This window comes from Streptomyces sodiiphilus (assembly GCF_039529215.1).
Lineage (GTDB): Bacteria > Actinomycetota > Actinomycetes > Streptomycetales > Streptomycetaceae > Streptomyces > Streptomyces sodiiphilus.
This window is the reverse complement of record NZ_BAAAMJ010000029.1, coordinates 128,701-142,409: the sequence shown is the minus strand read 5'-3', so window position 1 is coordinate 142,409 and position 13,709 is coordinate 128,701. Positions and strand designations below refer to the sequence as shown.

14 protein-coding genes and 2 pseudogenes are annotated in these 13,709 nt (G+C 72.7%); 9 read left to right on the top strand and 7 right to left on the bottom strand.

The window, feature by feature from the left end; genetic code table 11:
- A pseudogene (locus ABD299_RS14260) lies at nucleotides 1-805 on the bottom strand (hypothetical protein); the annotation flags it as partial.
- 73 nt (nucleotides 806-878) lie between these two features.
- Nucleotides 879-2,684: a gamma-glutamyltransferase family protein gene (locus ABD299_RS14255; RefSeq protein ID WP_344262198.1), complete on the bottom strand. Its 1,806-nt coding sequence runs from the start codon at nucleotides 2,682-2,684 to the stop codon at nucleotides 879-881.
- Nucleotides 2,685-2,723: 39 nt separating this feature from the next.
- Between ABD299_RS14255 and ABD299_RS14250 the strand changes: the two are divergent.
- The 4 genes and pseudogenes from ABD299_RS14250 to ABD299_RS14235 form a co-directional block, all read left to right on the top strand.
- Nucleotides 2,724-2,876 (top strand): annotated as a pseudogene (locus tag ABD299_RS14250) (NAD-dependent deacetylase); the annotation flags it as partial.
- A 78-nt stretch (nucleotides 2,877-2,954) separates the two neighbouring features.
- On the top strand, nucleotides 2,955-3,698 hold the full coding sequence (locus ABD299_RS14245) for a hypothetical protein (RefSeq protein WP_344262196.1): 744 nt from the start codon (nucleotides 2,955-2,957) through the stop codon (nucleotides 3,696-3,698).
- 59 nt (nucleotides 3,699-3,757) lie between these two features.
- On the top strand, nucleotides 3,758-4,345 hold the full coding sequence (locus ABD299_RS14240) for a GntR family transcriptional regulator (protein ID WP_344262194.1): 588 nt from the start codon (nucleotides 3,758-3,760) through the stop codon (nucleotides 4,343-4,345).
- Entirely contained in the window at nucleotides 4,324-4,524 is a 201-nt protein-coding gene (locus tag ABD299_RS14235; protein WP_344262192.1) for a UTRA domain-containing protein, read from the top strand. Before ABD299_RS14240 ends, ABD299_RS14235 begins: the two co-directional genes overlap by 22 nt.
- A gap of 23 nt (nucleotides 4,525-4,547) precedes the next feature.
- Here ABD299_RS14235 and ABD299_RS14230 read toward each other — a convergent pair whose 3' ends face one another.
- The 3 genes from ABD299_RS14230 to ABD299_RS14220 are packed head-to-tail and all read right to left on the bottom strand — an operon-like array spanning nucleotide 4,548 to nucleotide 6,485.
- Nucleotides 4,548-4,973, bottom strand: coding sequence for a DUF6278 family protein (locus tag ABD299_RS14230; protein WP_344262190.1), 426 nt, complete (start codon nucleotides 4,971-4,973; stop codon nucleotides 4,548-4,550).
- Between the two features lie 49 nt (nucleotides 4,974-5,022).
- On the bottom strand, nucleotides 5,023-5,802 hold the full coding sequence (locus ABD299_RS14225) for an exodeoxyribonuclease III (RefSeq protein ID WP_344262188.1): 780 nt from the start codon (nucleotides 5,800-5,802) through the stop codon (nucleotides 5,023-5,025).
- Nucleotides 5,803-5,840: 38 nt separating this feature from the next.
- Nucleotides 5,841-6,485, bottom strand: a complete 645-nt coding sequence (locus ABD299_RS14220) for an MBL fold metallo-hydrolase (RefSeq protein ID WP_344262186.1) — start codon at nucleotides 6,483-6,485, stop codon at nucleotides 5,841-5,843.
- Between the two features lie 226 nt (nucleotides 6,486-6,711).
- Between ABD299_RS14220 and ABD299_RS14215 the strand changes: the two genes are divergently transcribed.
- The 5 genes from ABD299_RS14215 to ABD299_RS14195 are packed head-to-tail and all read left to right on the top strand — an operon-like array spanning nucleotide 6,712 to nucleotide 11,647.
- Complete coding sequence (locus ABD299_RS14215; RefSeq protein ID WP_344262184.1) at nucleotides 6,712-7,527, top strand: ABC transporter ATP-binding protein; 816 nt, start codon at nucleotides 6,712-6,714, stop codon at nucleotides 7,525-7,527.
- Entirely contained in the window at nucleotides 7,524-8,339 is an 816-nt protein-coding gene (locus ABD299_RS14210; protein WP_344262182.1) for an ABC transporter ATP-binding protein, read from the top strand. Before ABD299_RS14215 ends, ABD299_RS14210 begins: the two co-directional genes overlap by 4 nt.
- Entirely contained in the window at nucleotides 8,336-9,226 is an 891-nt protein-coding gene (locus ABD299_RS14205) for a branched-chain amino acid ABC transporter permease (protein WP_344262180.1), read from the top strand. Before ABD299_RS14210 ends, ABD299_RS14205 begins: the two co-directional genes overlap by 4 nt.
- A gap of 4 nt (nucleotides 9,227-9,230) precedes the next feature.
- Nucleotides 9,231-10,376, top strand: a complete 1,146-nt coding sequence (locus ABD299_RS14200; RefSeq protein WP_425581334.1) for a branched-chain amino acid ABC transporter permease — start codon at nucleotides 9,231-9,233, stop codon at nucleotides 10,374-10,376.
- On the top strand, nucleotides 10,373-11,647 hold the full coding sequence (locus ABD299_RS14195) for an ABC transporter substrate-binding protein (RefSeq protein ID WP_344262178.1): 1,275 nt from the start codon (nucleotides 10,373-10,375) through the stop codon (nucleotides 11,645-11,647). The genes ABD299_RS14200 and ABD299_RS14195 overlap by 4 nt, the downstream gene beginning before the upstream one ends.
- Before the next feature lie 462 nt (nucleotides 11,648-12,109).
- Here ABD299_RS14195 and pssA read toward each other — a convergent pair whose 3' ends face one another.
- On the bottom strand, nucleotides 12,110-12,952 hold the full coding sequence (gene pssA, locus ABD299_RS14190) for a CDP-diacylglycerol--serine O-phosphatidyltransferase (RefSeq protein ID WP_344262176.1): 843 nt from the start codon (nucleotides 12,950-12,952) through the stop codon (nucleotides 12,110-12,112).
- Nucleotides 12,939-13,586, bottom strand: a complete 648-nt coding sequence (locus ABD299_RS14185) for a phosphatidylserine decarboxylase (protein ID WP_344262174.1) — start codon at nucleotides 13,584-13,586, stop codon at nucleotides 12,939-12,941. The genes pssA and ABD299_RS14185 overlap by 14 nt, the downstream gene beginning before the upstream one ends.
- Nucleotides 13,587-13,709 lie beyond the last annotated feature (123 nt).

Genomic DNA, 13,709 nt, shown 5'->3' with positions numbered 1-13,709 from the left:
CCGGGCCGGGGTCCGCGGCGGCCGGGGCCGGCGGGCCCGGCTCGGCCGGCGGCTCCTCCTCCAGTCCGGCGAACCGTGCGCCGCCGCGCGGCCGTTTCCGCCCGGGGCGGGGTGCGGCGGCGGGCGGAGCCTGCGCCTGCGGTGCGGGCGTGGACGCCGCCACAGCAGCCGGAGCGGTACGGCCGTGTCCGGCCGCCCTTCCTGCCCCGCCTCCGTTGTCCGGCCGGCCCGCCACGGAGGCGGGCCCGGAACGTACGGCGCCTGTCGGCGCGGCAGCCGGGACGGGTGCTGCCGCCCGCAGGCGGGCCAGCCGGGCCGTGAGCTCCGCGTGCCTGCCGCGGGCCCGCTCCCGGTCGTCCACCGCCCACAGCCGTTCGGTGGCCAGCCGCTGCTCCTCCTCGGCGTCCCCGGCCTGACGGGCGGCCCGCATCGCGGAGACCAGCTGCCGCTCGTGCCGGGCGGCGGCCTCCTCGGCGCGTTCCAGCGAACGGAGCTGCCCGGCCAGCCGTCCCGGGGCGTCCTCCCGGGCGTCCAGCGCGGCCACCGCCTCGTCGTAGCGGGCCCGCACCTCCCGCCCGGCCCGCTCGGCCGCGGCCGGACCGCGCAGTGCGGTCAGGTCGTGCAGCAGATCGGCGATGACGTCCCAGTGCGGCAGCTCCCGGCCGGTCAGCCAGGACTCCAGGCCGGCCCGGTCGCGACGTGCGAAGGCGGCATACCATCCGGCGGCCGGATCGAGCGCCTCGGTCACGGCACGCAGCCCGTCCGTGAGGGATCGCACCCGCGCCGCCAACTCGCTCTCTGCCATCCCGCTACTGAACCGAAGCCGTGTTACCGATCGTGTTACGGGAGTGCTACAGGGAGTTTTCCCCTCAACATCTTCACCTGCCGACCGCGTATCCCTGCATTCCCCGGGGGTTCGCGGCGGCGGACAGCACACCGGTCTCCGGGTCGCGGGCGACCGCGCACAGCCGCCCCTCCGTCCACGCCCCGCCGACGGTGACGTCGTGGCCGCGCCGGCGCAGCGCCGCCACGGTCTCCTCGCCCACCCGGGACTCCACGGTCACGCTGCCGGGCCGCATCCCGCGCGGGTAGAACGAACTGGGGAAACTGTCCTGGTGCCAGCCGGGCGCGTCGATGGCCCCCTGGAGGTCCGGCCCGCCGCGCACCGCGGGCCGCAGCGCGGCGGCGAGGAAGAAGTGCGTCTGCCACTGGTCCTGCTGGTCCCCGCCGGGAGTGCCGAAGGCGAGGACCGGCTCCCCGCCGCGCAGCGCGAGGGAGGGGGAGAGCGTGGTGCGCGGGCGCCGGCCGGGGACCAGCGAGGCGGGCAGCCCGGGCTCCAGCCAGGTCATCTGCAGTCTGGTGCCCAGCGGGAAACCCAGTTCCGGGACGACCGGACTGGACTGCAGCCAGCCGCCGCTGGGCGTGGCGCTGATCATGTTCCCCCAGCGGTCCACGATGTCCAGGTGGCAGGTGTCCCCGCGCGTCTCGCCGGACCGGTCCACGGTGGGCTCGCCCGCGCCGGCACCGGCCGGGTCCTCCGGCAGCGCGCCGGAAGCGGCGGCCAGCGCGTGCGCGCTCAGCCGCGGTGTGCGGCCGCCGGGGCTGCCCGGGCGCAGCTCCGGGGAGGCCGCCGGGCCGACCAGCGTGCGCCGCGAGGCGTTGTAGGACGCCGACAGCAGGGTGTCCAGCGGAACGGTGCCCGGCTCGGCGTCCCCGTACCACGCCTCCCTGTCGGCCATCGCGAGCTTGCTGATCTCCAGCAGGGTGTGCAGGCCGTCGGGGCTGTTCAGGTCGTCGGCCCCGAACCCGTCGTCGAGCAGCGCGAGCTGCTGCAGCAGCACCGGGCCCTGGGACCACGGGCCGGGCTTGCACACCGTCCAGCCGCGCCAGTCGAAGGTCACCGGGTCCTCGTAGCCGGCCGACCAGCCGGTGAGGTCGTCCCCGGCGAGGGGGGAGGCGTGGCGGCGGCCGGAGGAGTCCATCGCCGGGCGCGCGGCGTGCGCGGTCAGTGCCTCGCCGATGAAGCCCTCACGCCACACCCGTCGGGCCGCCTCGATCTGGGTCTCGCGGTCCGGCCCGGCCGCCTCGGACTCGGCCAGCAGCCGCCGCCAGGTGGCCGCCAGGGCGGGGTTGCGCAGCAGCGCGCCCGCGCCCGGAGCCCGGCCCCCGGGCAGGTAGACCTCGGCGGACGCGGTCCATTCGTTCTCGAAGAGTTCCCGCACCCGCTCCACGGTCCGCCCGATCTGCTCGACGGCGGGGTGGCCGTGGGCGGCGTAACCGATGGCGTAACGCAGCACCTCGGCCGGCCGCCTGGTGCCGTGGTCCCGCAGCAGCACCATCCAGGCGTCGAAGGCGCCGGGCACCACGGCGGCCAGCGGCCCGGTGCCGGGCACCACGTCGAGGCCCAGCGAGGTGTAGTGGCCGATCGTGGCACCGGCGGGCGCCGGGCCCTGCCCGCACAGCACCCGGACCTGCCCGCCGGCGGGGGCCAGGATGATGGGCACGTCCCCGGCCGGCCCGTTCAGGTGAGGCTCGGTCACGTGCAGCACGAAAGCGGCGGCGACTGCGGCGTCGTAGGCGTTGCCGCCCTCCTCCAGCACGGCCATCGCGGTCTGCGAGGCGAGCCAGTGGGTGCTGGAGACCATTCCGAAGGTGCCCTGGAGTGTGGGCCGAGTGGTGAACATGCGCCGCAGCCTAAGGGCCGGCCCGTCTGCCCGGTCGATCAGCCCGGGGCCTCGCCGGCGGCCACCGCCGCCGAGCACGGAGCCCGGCTGGTGATCGTCAACGCGGAGCCGACGCCCTACGACGCGCCGGCCGACGAGGTGCTGCGCGAGCCGGTCGGCCGGGCCCTGCCCCTGGCGCGGGGCGGCGGCTGAACGGCCGCCCCCGGCAGGAGGAAGGCGGCCCGGGACCGGCTCTCGGCAAGGAGCCTCGCCGCCGGTAGGGTCCCCGCCATGAACGAAGACGTCTCTCTTCTCGTCATGGCCGTGGCGTCGGCCGCGGCAGCCGCCTCGGCGCTGGGGTGGTTCGTCCGGGGCTGGGTGCTGGAACGGGCCCTGCGCCGCAAGCAGTTCTTCTTCGGGCTGCCCGACAACTCCGAGTGCGCCGTGGTGGTCAGCCGGGACGCCGGTACTGACGGGGCGGTGGCGCGCAACGACGTCTTCGCGCTGCTGGAACTCGCCGCCGTGATCAAGAACTGCCGTGCGCACGCCCAGATCGTCTCGGGGGAGATACCGCAGCAGGGGTTCGGCGAGCGCACCGAGTTCTGCATCGGCGGCCCGGTGTCCAACCGGCGGACGGCGGCGCACCTGCACAGCCTGCTGCCCGGAGTCTCGGTGAACACCGACGCCGAACCCGGCCCGGACCGCGGCTCGTTCCGGATCGGCAGCGAGCGCTACCGGCTGGAGAACGGCTCGGTCGAGCACGTGCTGCTGGCCCGGCTGACGGCGGGCCAGCAGGGCCGGCCGGTGTTCCTGGCCTGCGGGCAGCGGTCCATCACCAACCAGGCGGCCGCCCGGTATCTGGCCAAGCACCACGTCAGGCTGGCCCGCAAGTACGGCTCCGGCGGCAACTTCTGCCTGCTGCTGAAGGTGGTCAACTCCCAGGCGTACGGCCCGGACGTGGTCGAGCTGGTGGGCGACGTCACCAAGGCCGCCACCTCACCGCAGCCCAAGCTCACCGCGCGTGATGATCTTTGACCCCCACGTGACGTAATCTGAACCGCCAGCGGCATCGGCTGTGCGAAGAGGAGAGCAGCATGGGGGATACCCGTCCGGTGTACCAGCGGATCGCCGACGACCTGCGACAGCAGATCGACGAGGGAGCCCTCGCGGTGGGGGCGCGTATCCCCTCCCGGGCCGAGCTCAAGCGGACGTATGCGGCCAGTGACCAGACGGTGGACCGCGCGGTGCGCGTCCTGAAGGCAGCCGGTTATGCCCGCGGGCAGTTCGGGCGGGGAGTGTTCGTCAGTGACCGGATGCCGATCGGGGCGCTGGTGCGCTCCACCGGCGCGGTGGACTCCCCGCTCGCGGCGGACATCGCGATGGACGGCGACGGCCCGGTGCCGGAACCGTCGCTGGCGTGGGAGGCGGCCTCGACCGTGACGGTGGCCCCGCCGCAGATCGCCGCACGTCTCGCGGTGAACACCGGGGACCGGGTGGTGTGCACCCAGTACGAGTACCTCGCCGACTGCCGGCCGCTCCAGCTGTCCACCAGCTGGGAGCCGCTGGCGCTCACCGAGGGCACCGACATCGCCTTTCCGGAGGAGGGACCCTTCGCCCGCCGGGGGTGCGCGGCCGGTACGCCGCCATCGGCGTCCGGGTCGTGCGGGCCACCGAGGCGGTGAGCTCGCGCCCGGCCACCACCGCCGAGGCCGAGGCCCTGGGCTGTTCACCGGGCCAGTGCGTGACCGCGGTCGAGCGCACCCACTACGACGACGCCGGCCGCCCGGTGGAGACCTCGGACACGGTGCTGCGGGGGGACCGCTGGCGACTGGAGTACCGCGTCACCTTCGGCACCGGCTGAGCCCCGGACCGCCGGCGGGCGGGTCAGGACTCCGAGGCCTCCGCGTAGACCTGCGACAGCTCGGGGGATCCGCCGGCGGCCCACTGCTGGCCGGTCGCGACGACATCCATCCGGCGGCCGGAGCCCAGCACCACGACCGGGCCGCCGTCGTGTCCCGGTTCCCACCGGGCGCCGGGCAGCGTCCGCACGAGGACCGTGCCCAGGTAGAGCCCCGCGTCGTTCCCCAGCCGCACCCGCTCCTCCGGGTCCTCGCGCCAGACCGGCAGCAACTGGTCGAGGTCCTCCAGGGATCGCGGACTGCCGTCCAGCTCGATGCCCGTCAGATGGGCGCGGGCCCGCAGCAGTTCGCAGTCCGACAGCAGCTGAGCCACCCCTTCGGGATCGGCCCAGGCCGTGCCGGACGCGGGACGGGGGCCCTTGCGCCAGTTGTCCAGGAAAGGGAGGTTCATGTCTCCCAGGGTCGCACCCCGGACCCGCGCCGGGCCACCGGCACGCGGGTCACAGATCGAGGTCCACCACTACCGGGGCATGGTCCGAGGGGCCCTTGCCCTTGCGTTCCTCGCGGTCGACGAAGGCGTCCGTGACGGCCTTGCCGAAGGGCTCGTTCCCGTAGACCAGATCGATCCGCATGCCGCGGTTCTTGGGGAAGCACAGCTGCCGGTAATCCCAGTAGGTGAACGGACGGTCGTACTTCAGCGGGCGCGGCACCACGTCCGACAGGCCGGTCTCGCGCAGGGCGGCCAGCGCGAGGCGCTCGGCTTCGGTGATGTGCGTGGCGCCCTCGAACTGCGTGATGTCCCAGACGTCCTCGTCGGCCGGGGCGATGTTGAAGTCGCCCAGCACGGCGAACGGCAGCGGACCGGGGGAGTCCGGGGCGACGGCCTCCCGCAGCGCCTGAAGCCAGCGGAGCTTGTAGGCGTAGTGCGGGTGGTCCACCTCGCGGCCGTTGGGCACGTAGACCGACCAGACCCGCACTCCGCCGCAGGTGGCCGCTATCGCCCGCGGCTCGGCCACGCCCTCGTACTCGGGGCCGCCGGGGAGCCCGGTGACAACGTTCTCCAGGCCGGACCGCGAGACCACCGCGACGCCGTTCCACCGGCCGGTGCCGTGCACCGCCGACTCGTATCCCAGTTCCTTGAGCTCATCGGCGGGGAACGCCCCGGCGTCGCACTTGGTCTCCTGGAGACACAGCACGTCGGTGCCGCTGCTCTCCAGCCAGGCCAGCAGCCGGGGCAGCCGGACGCCGATCGAGTTGATGTTCCAGGTGGCGATGCGCATGCGCGGGGCCTTTCGCGGTGGGGACGGAGCCGGGGCGGTCACAGGGAGACGGAGTCGCCCGGGGCCGGCCGGGCGTACTCCGCGCCGCCCAGCCCCGGCCCCTGCGGCCCCAGGTTGCGGCCGTAGACCGCGTGCCCGGCCTCGGAGAGCAGACCGTCGTGCACGGCCAGCGCCCGGGCCGGGGCCACCTCGCGGACGTAGTCGACGATCTCGGAGAACTTGTTCCACGGGGCGTGCACAGGCAGCAGCAAGGTGTCCACGGGCCGGCCGGGAACGGTCAGCGCGTCCCCCGGGTGGAAGACCGCGCCGTCCACCAGGAAGCCGATGTTGGTGACCCGGGGCATGTCCGGGTGGATCACCGCGTGCAGCTCACCGTGCACCTCGATGCCGAAGCCCGCCGCGGTGAACGTGTCACCGTGGCCGACGGTGCGGACCCGGCCGGGGAAGGCGGCCGACAGCTGTCCCGCGACGGCCGGCAGGGTCCAGACCTCCACGGCGGGATCGGCGTCCAGCGCGGCACGCAGCCGCCCCTCGTGGAAGTGGTCGGGGTGCTCGTGCGTGACCAGCAGGGCGTCGGCGCCGACGGCGGCGTCCTCCTCGCTGAAGGCGCCAGGGTCGATGACCAGGGTGCCCCCGTCCCCGGTGAGCCGGACGCAGGCATGACCCTTCTTCGTGAGCTCCATGGGGGCCATTGTGCTACGCGCCGGTGACAGTCCGGCGCATCGCCCGGCGCCCGGACCGGTGACCCACAGCATGCCCGCGGACCCGCACAGGTCAAGGCCCCTGTGCACCGGCACAACGGGGTTGGCTACTCGTTGGTCACCAGCAGCGATTCGCCCATTGACCATGGACGACGGTCCGGCGCGGTGTTGGGGTGGCCCTCACTTCCCGGCGAAAGGGGGACGGTCAATGGTGGCCGCCGTATTGCAGGTGCGGGAGCTGCGTGCCGACTACGGTCCGGTGCGGGCTCTGGCCGCCGTATCGGTCGATGTGCCGCAGGGCGCGGTGACGGCCGTGCTCGGTGGCAACGGGGCAGGCAAGTCGACGCTGCTCCGGGCGATCTCCGGCACGATGCGCTTTCACGGAGGCGCGGTCACGGCCGGCAGCATCACGTTCGGAGAGCAGCGGCTGACCGGCCGCACCCCGGCCCAGATCGTGGCCGCGGGTGTGGTGCAGGTGCCCGAGGGCCGGCAGGTCTTCGCCCGGATGACCGTGGCGGACAATCTGCGGGCCGGGCTGCTCGGTGCGGCCGGCGGCCGCGGTGCCGCGCAGAAGTCGCTCGCCCGGGTCCACGAGCTCTTCCCGGTGCTGGCCGACCGGGCCCACCAGCGGGCCGGACTGCTGTCCGGTGGTGAGCAGCAGATGCTCGCCATGGGCCGGGCACTGATGGCCCGCCCCAAGCTGCTGCTGCTGGACGAGCCGTCGCTGGGGCTGGCACCGATGATGGCGGCGCGGATCGCCGACACCATCCGGGAGATCAACGCCCAGGGCACCTCGGTGCTGCTGGTCGAGCAGAACGCCGCCCTGGCGCTGCGCCTGGCGAGCACCGCCTGTGTGCTGGAGACCGGCACGGTGGCCGTCGCCGGCGACGCGGCGGAGCTGGCCGCCTCCGACGAGGTGCGCCGGCGCTACCTGGGCGTGGCCGACGAGGACGCCGCCGCGGACGCGGAGGCGGGCATCGCGGAGGAAGCCGAGCGTCCGGTGCTGCGGAGGTGGGTCGCTTGACCACCACCGAACAGCGCACCGCCCCGGCACCGCAGCCGCTGGAGGTCAGGGATCTCACGGTGCGGTTCGCCGGCCTGACGGCCCTGGACAAGGTCTCCTTCACCGTCGCCCCGGGCTCCATCCACGCCGTGATCGGCCCCAACGGGGCCGGCAAGTCCACCTGCTTCAACGTGCTGTCCGGCGTGTACCGGGCGAGCGAGGGCAGCGTGCGACTGGGCGAGCAGGAGCTGACCCGGTGCAGTTCGAACGCGATCGCCGACCTCGGGGTCGCCCGGACCTTCCAGAACATCGCCCTGTCCGCGCACGTCACCGTGGCCGACACCCTGCTGCTGGGCCGTCACCGGCTCACCACGTCGGGCTTTGTGGCCACCGGACTGCGGCTGCCGTCCGCCAGGCGGGAGGAGGCACTGCACCGGGACCGGATGCGGGAGATCGCCGCCTTCCTCGGCCTGGAGCCGTACCTGGCCCACCCGGCCGGAGTGCTGCCCTACGGGCTGCAGAAGCTGGTGGAGCTCGGCCGGGCGCTGTGCATGGAGCCCGAGCTGCTGCTGCTGGACGAGCCGATCGCCGGCATGACGCCGAGCGAGCGCCAGCACACCGCCGGGGTGATCTCCTCGGTCCGCGACAGCCTGGGCATCTCGGTGCTGCTGGTGGAGCACGACATGGGTGTGGTGATGCGGCTCGCCGACACCGTCACCGTACTGGATTTCGGCCGCAAGATCGCTGAGGGAACTCCCGCGCAGGTGCAGAACGACCCCGATGTGGTGCGCGCGTACCTCGGTGAGAACGGAGAGACGGGGCATATCTCATGACGACCTTCCTGGAACTGCTGCTGGTCGGCGTTTCGCTCGGATCGGTCTACGCACTGATCGCACTGGGTTTTGTGATCATCTTCAAGTCCACCGAGGTGGTGAACTTCGCCCACGCCTCGCTGCTGCTGGCCGGCGGGTACTTCGCCGTCGTCGCGCAGGACACCGTGGGCTTCTGGGGCGGACTGCTGGTGGGCATCGCCGGCGCGGCCGCCCTGGGCGTGGCCCTGGAGTACCTGGTGATCCGGCGGTACCGGGGCCATGACCACAGCGTCCTGGCGATCGTGACCATCGGTGTGGACATCTTCCTGCTCACCGAACTGGCCCGCCGCATCGGCCCGCGGATCTTCAGCTACGGCGACCCGTGGGGCAACCAGATGGTGACCATCGGTTCGCTCACCGTCCCGCAGACACGGTTCGCGGCGCTGGTCACGGCCGCCGCGCTGATCGGCCTCTTCCTGCTGGCCTTCCGCTACACGAGCTGGGGCGTGGCCATGCGGGCCGCGGCCGAGAACCGGGAGACCGCGGCGCTGATGGGCGTGCGGCTCGGTGTCGTGTCGGCCTCGGCGTGGGCGGTGGCCGGTGCCCTCGCGGCGGTGGCCGCGCTCTTCCTGTCGATCTTCCCCACCGCGGGGCTGGACCGGGACACCGGCGAGGTCGCCCTGAAGGCGTTCCCCGCGGCGATCATCGGCGGCCTGGACTCGACGACCGGTGCGCTGGTCGGCGGGCTGATCGTCGGCATCACCGAGGCGATGGCCACCGGCTACTCGAGCGAGTTGTCCTTCATGGGCAACGGTGTCGGCGAGATGGCCCCGTATCTGGTGATGATCCTGGTCCTGCTGGCACGGCCGGCCGGGCTGTTCGGAACGAGGGAGCTGTCCCGTGTCTGAGCCCATGACACTGTCCTCCCTGCGGAGCCCGCAGGGCCTGGTGGCCTACCTGCGCAGCCCGCAGGGCATGAAGGCGGCGGCCTGGCTGGGCCTCAGCGTCCTGCTGCTGATCCTCCCCTTCTACCTGGAGCGGTTCTGGCTGCAGGCCGGGCTGTTCGCGATGGCCGCGGCCATCGGCGCCATCGGACTGAACCTGCTGACCGGATCCACCGGCCAGCTGTCCCTGGGCCACGCCTTCTTCCTGGCCCTGGGCGCCTACGGGTACTGCGTCTTCGCCGGCGACCCGGACAGTCAGCTGGTCGGCTGGGGCCTGCCGCCCCTCGTGGCGATCGTCATGGCCGTGCTGCTCGCCGGCGCGGCGGGCGGACTGTTCTCCCCGATCGCCGGGCGGCTGCGCGGCGCCTACCTGGGCATCGCCACGCTGGCCCTGATCTTCATCGGCCAGCACGTGCTGTTCAACGCCCACGACCTGACCGGCGGCTACAACGGCCGGTCGGTGCCGACCCTGGAGGTCTTCGGCCTCAGCTTCGACAACACCCGGGTGCTGGTCGGCGGAGTGCCGTTCCAGGCGATGGAGAAGCTCTGGTACGTCGGACTGGTGATGCTGGCGCTGGGCGCGCTGTTCGCCCGCGGCGTGCTGGCCGGGCGTCCCGGCCGGGCGATGAACGCGATCCGCGACCACCGCATCGCCGCCGGCGTGATGGGGGTCCCGGTGGCCCGGTACCGGGGATGGGTGTTCGTGCTCTCCTCGATGTACGCGGGGCTGGCCGGGGTGCTGCTGGCGCTGGTCTTCCAGCGCACCGTGCCGAGCTACTTCGGCATCATCCTGGCCCTGGAATACCTGGCCATGATCGTCATCGGCGGTCTCGGGTCGGTCGGCGGTGCCATGCTGGGTGCGTTCTTCGTGTCCCTGCTGCCGCAGGTGCTGACCAAGTACAGCGAGGCACTTCCGCTCGTCTCCCAGCCGGGGACCGGCGGGGGACTGGCGCCCGGAGAGGCGTCCCGATATCTCTACGGTGCCGCCGTGGTAACGGCGGTGCTGTTCCTGCCGGGCGGACTGGTACGCCTGCCGGCCGTCCTTCGCGCGCGAAGAGCGGCACGAATCAAAGCCAGAGCAGAATCGTCGAGGAACATGGAGGTTCCGACGTGATCAGACAGCGCAAGTCCACGACAGCCGCGGTGGCGACAGCCACTGCTCTGGCCCTGGCTCTGACCGCCTGCAGCAGCAAGGCGGAGGAGACCGGCAAGGGCGACGGCGGCGGCGGTGACGAGGGCGGTATCGCCACCGACATCGGCGTCACCGACGACACCATCACCCTGGGCTCGCTGACCGACATGACCGGTCCGTACGCCACGCTCGGCGCCAGCATCACGCAGGCCCAGCAGCTGTACGTCAAGGAGACCAACGAGGCCGGCGGCATCTGCGACCGTCAGCTGAAGCTGGAGGTCCGGGACCACGGTTACGAGGCCGAGAAGGCGATATCCGCCTACACCGAGCTGGAGCCCTCGGTGCTGGCCTTCGTCCAGTTCATCGGCTCGCCCTACGTCACCGCGGTGAAGGAGCGCATCGACGAGCAGGACGAGGTCGTGGTCCTGCCGCAGGCGTGGTCCGCCTCGCTGCTGGGCAGCAAGTACATCCACATGATCGGCACCACCTACGACTACGAGACGATCAACGCCATCGACTTCCTGATGACGGAGAAGGGCATCGAAGAAGGCGACACCATCGGTCACATCTACTTCGAGGGCGACTACGGCGAGAACGCCCTGGAGGGCTCCCGGCACGCCGCCGAGGAGGCCGGGCTCACCGTGGTCGAGCAGATGATCAAGCCCACCGACGAGGACATGACCGCCCAGGTCGGTGCCCTCGGCCGGGCAGGCGCGTCGGCGATCATCGTCAGCGCCGGCCCGCGTCAGGCGGCCTCGGTCGCCGGTGTCGCCGCGGCGGGTGGCCTGAACGTGCCGATCATCGGCAACAACTCGGCCTTCGCCCCGCAGCTGCTGGCGACGGACGTCGGCCCCGCGCTGATGAACGAGTTCTACATCGCCATCCCGGCGCTCCCGATCGGATCGGAGGAGGACGGTCCCCAGGCGCTGTCCGAGACCTACTCCGCCGAGTACCCCGACGCCGTGCTGGACAGCGGTGTGGTCGCCGGCTACAACGCCATCTCGCTGTTCGGCGAGGCCCTGCAGGTCGCCTGCGACAACGAGGACCTCACCCGTGAGGGCATCGCCGACGCGATGCTGTCGCAGGAGAGCGTGGACAACGGCTTCGGCATCGTGCACAACTTCTCCGACCCGGAGGCGCCGTCCTCCCTGGAGAGCTTCATCACCAAGCCGGACGACTCGGTGCCCGGCGGCACCGTCGTCGTGCGGGAGGCGTTCGCCTCGGACATGACCGGCAGCTTCAGCCGGGAGTGACCGCGCGGATTCCGTGAGACCCGGCCGGGCCGGGGGGTGTGCGTCCCCCGGCCCGGCCGTTCCCGTGCCCGTGGGCCTTCCGGCTCGCGGGCCTTCCGGCTGCCGGGGCCCGTCGGCTGCCCGGGGCCTTCCGGGGGCCACGACGAGCCGGGGAACAGCCGCCGTGGCCGGCAGTCCGGTCCCGGCGAGGGCACCCCGGGCCGTGGCCGGCCGTGCAGGGGGTCCGCCCCGGCTCAGGAGGGGAACGGCTCCGGGGGCCCGCCTCCTCCCTCGCCGGCTGCCCGCCGGACCCGGTGCGCGGACCTCCTCGGGACACGGGGGCGGGTGGCCGGGGCCGCGGCGGTCCCGGGAAGCGGCGGCCTGGGGGAGACGGGCGCCCGGGGGTCCCCGGACGCACCGCGTCCCCGCCACCGGGGGGTGGCGGGGACGCGGGATGGCTGTCCGGGGCGGGCCCGGGACGTGTCAGGACTGGGCGGCGGCGCGGGCCTCGCGGCGGTGGCCGCGGAACGCGTTCACCCGCCGGGCGGTGGCGAACAGCGGGATCACCGCACCGAGCACGACCTGCAGGGAGCAGCCGGTCTGGAGCATCAGCTCGCCGCCGGGCGCGTCGAACGCCCAGGCCGTCAGCATGCCCATGCTGATCACGATCCAGCCGAGCATCGCGATGGCCAGGGTGCCCCGCGGCTTGGGATATTCCACCCGGCTCACCATCAGCCAGGCGACACCGAGAATGGCCAGCAGGGTCGGGACGAACGGCAGCTCCAGCAGCACGATCGACACGACCGTGAGGGCACCGAAGGGGCTCGGCATGCCCTGGAAGATGCCGTCGCGCAGGGTGACGCAGGAGAACCGCGCCAGCCGCAGCACGACCGCCAGCAGTACCACGATGGCGGCGAGCGCCGAGAGCGGCTCGTGCACGCTCCCCACCACCATGCCCCAGACCAGCACGAAGTAGGCGGGGGCCAGGCCGAAGCTGATCAGGTCGGAGAGGTTGTCCAGCTCGGCACCCATCGGCGAGCTGCGCAGCTTGCGCGCCACCAGCCCGTCGAACAGGTCGAAGACCGAGGCCAGCAGCATCAGCAGCACGGCGGTCGCGGCGTTGTTGCGCACCACGCCGACGTCCCCGCTGCCGGTCAGGTGCGGGATGAGCACCCCGGTCGTCGTGAAGTAGACGGCCAGGAAGCCGCAGGTGGCGTTCGCGAGGGTGAGGGTGTCCGCTATCGACAGCCGCATGGACAGCGGCATCTCGTCGTCGTCCTCGGCCTCGTCCACCCAGCTCCGGGTGTTCCGGTCAATCACGGTCAAGGCGTGTCACCCCTGCGGTCGTGGTCTGCCCCACCTCGACGTCCGGCTCGATGCCCTCGGGGAGGTAGACGTCCACCCGCGAGCCGAACCGGATGAGACCGATCCGCTCGCCCTGCTCGACCTTGCAGCCCTGGGGCACGTAGGGAACGATGCGCCGGGCCACCGCGCCGGCGATCTGGATCATCTCCAGGTCGCCCAGCTCGCTGTCGAAGCGCCACACGACGCGCTCGTTGTGCTCGCTCTCCTTGTTGAACGCCGGTACGTACCCGCCGGGGATGTGCTCGACGGAGCTGACCGTGCCCGCCACCGGGGCGCGGTTCACGTGGACGTTCAGCGGGCTCATGAAGATCGCGACCCGGGTGCGGCCGTCGTGCCAGGGCATGATCGACTGCACCACGCCGTCGGCCGGGGAGATGACCCGGCCCCGGCCGAGGTCCCGGTCGGGGTCGCGGAAGAACCACAGCATGCCCGCCGCCAGCGCGGTGGCGGGAACGGCGGCAGCGGCCCAGCGTCCGGAGCGGCGAGCCTTCACCAGACTCACGGCCGCGGTCGCGACGGTCGGCAGCAGCCAGGGGGACGCACCGCGCGCAAGACGGACTCGGCCTTGTGTTTCGGGAGAGGAGCGGTGGGGCATGGAAGACCTTCGTAGCGGAGGAAGCCGCACCTGCACAGTGGTGCGGCTACCAGGAATGCTATCGGCTTTCGGCGGCAATTCGGCAAGACAGCAGGCGGGTCGGGTTCCCGCACCTCGTCCGGG

Coding starts and splice junctions, on each gene's coding strand:
- ABD299_RS14185 (WP_344262174.1), bottom strand. CDS start 13,586: ATGCCCCACCGCTCCTCTCCCGAAACACAAGGCCGAGTCCGTCTTGCG.
- ABD299_RS14230 (WP_344262190.1), bottom strand. CDS start 4,973: ATGAACCTCCCTTTCCTGGACAACTGGCGCAAGGGCCCCCGTCCCGCG.
- ABD299_RS14255 (WP_344262198.1), bottom strand. CDS start 2,684: ATGTTCACCACTCGGCCCACACTCCAGGGCACCTTCGGAATGGTCTCC.
- ABD299_RS14220 (WP_344262186.1), bottom strand. CDS start 6,485: ATGGAGCTCACGAAGAAGGGTCATGCCTGCGTCCGGCTCACCGGGGAC.
- ABD299_RS14225 (WP_344262188.1), bottom strand. CDS start 5,802: ATGCGCATCGCCACCTGGAACATCAACTCGATCGGCGTCCGGCTGCCC.
- ABD299_RS14245 (WP_344262196.1), top strand. CDS start 2,955: ATGAACGAAGACGTCTCTCTTCTCGTCATGGCCGTGGCGTCGGCCGCG.
- ABD299_RS14240 (WP_344262194.1), top strand. CDS start 3,758: ATGGGGGATACCCGTCCGGTGTACCAGCGGATCGCCGACGACCTGCGA.
- ABD299_RS14205 (WP_344262180.1), top strand. CDS start 8,336: ATGACGACCTTCCTGGAACTGCTGCTGGTCGGCGTTTCGCTCGGATCG.
- ABD299_RS14200 (WP_425581334.1), top strand. CDS start 9,231: ATGACACTGTCCTCCCTGCGGAGCCCGCAGGGCCTGGTGGCCTACCTG.
- ABD299_RS14215 (WP_344262184.1), top strand. CDS start 6,712: ATGGTGGCCGCCGTATTGCAGGTGCGGGAGCTGCGTGCCGACTACGGT.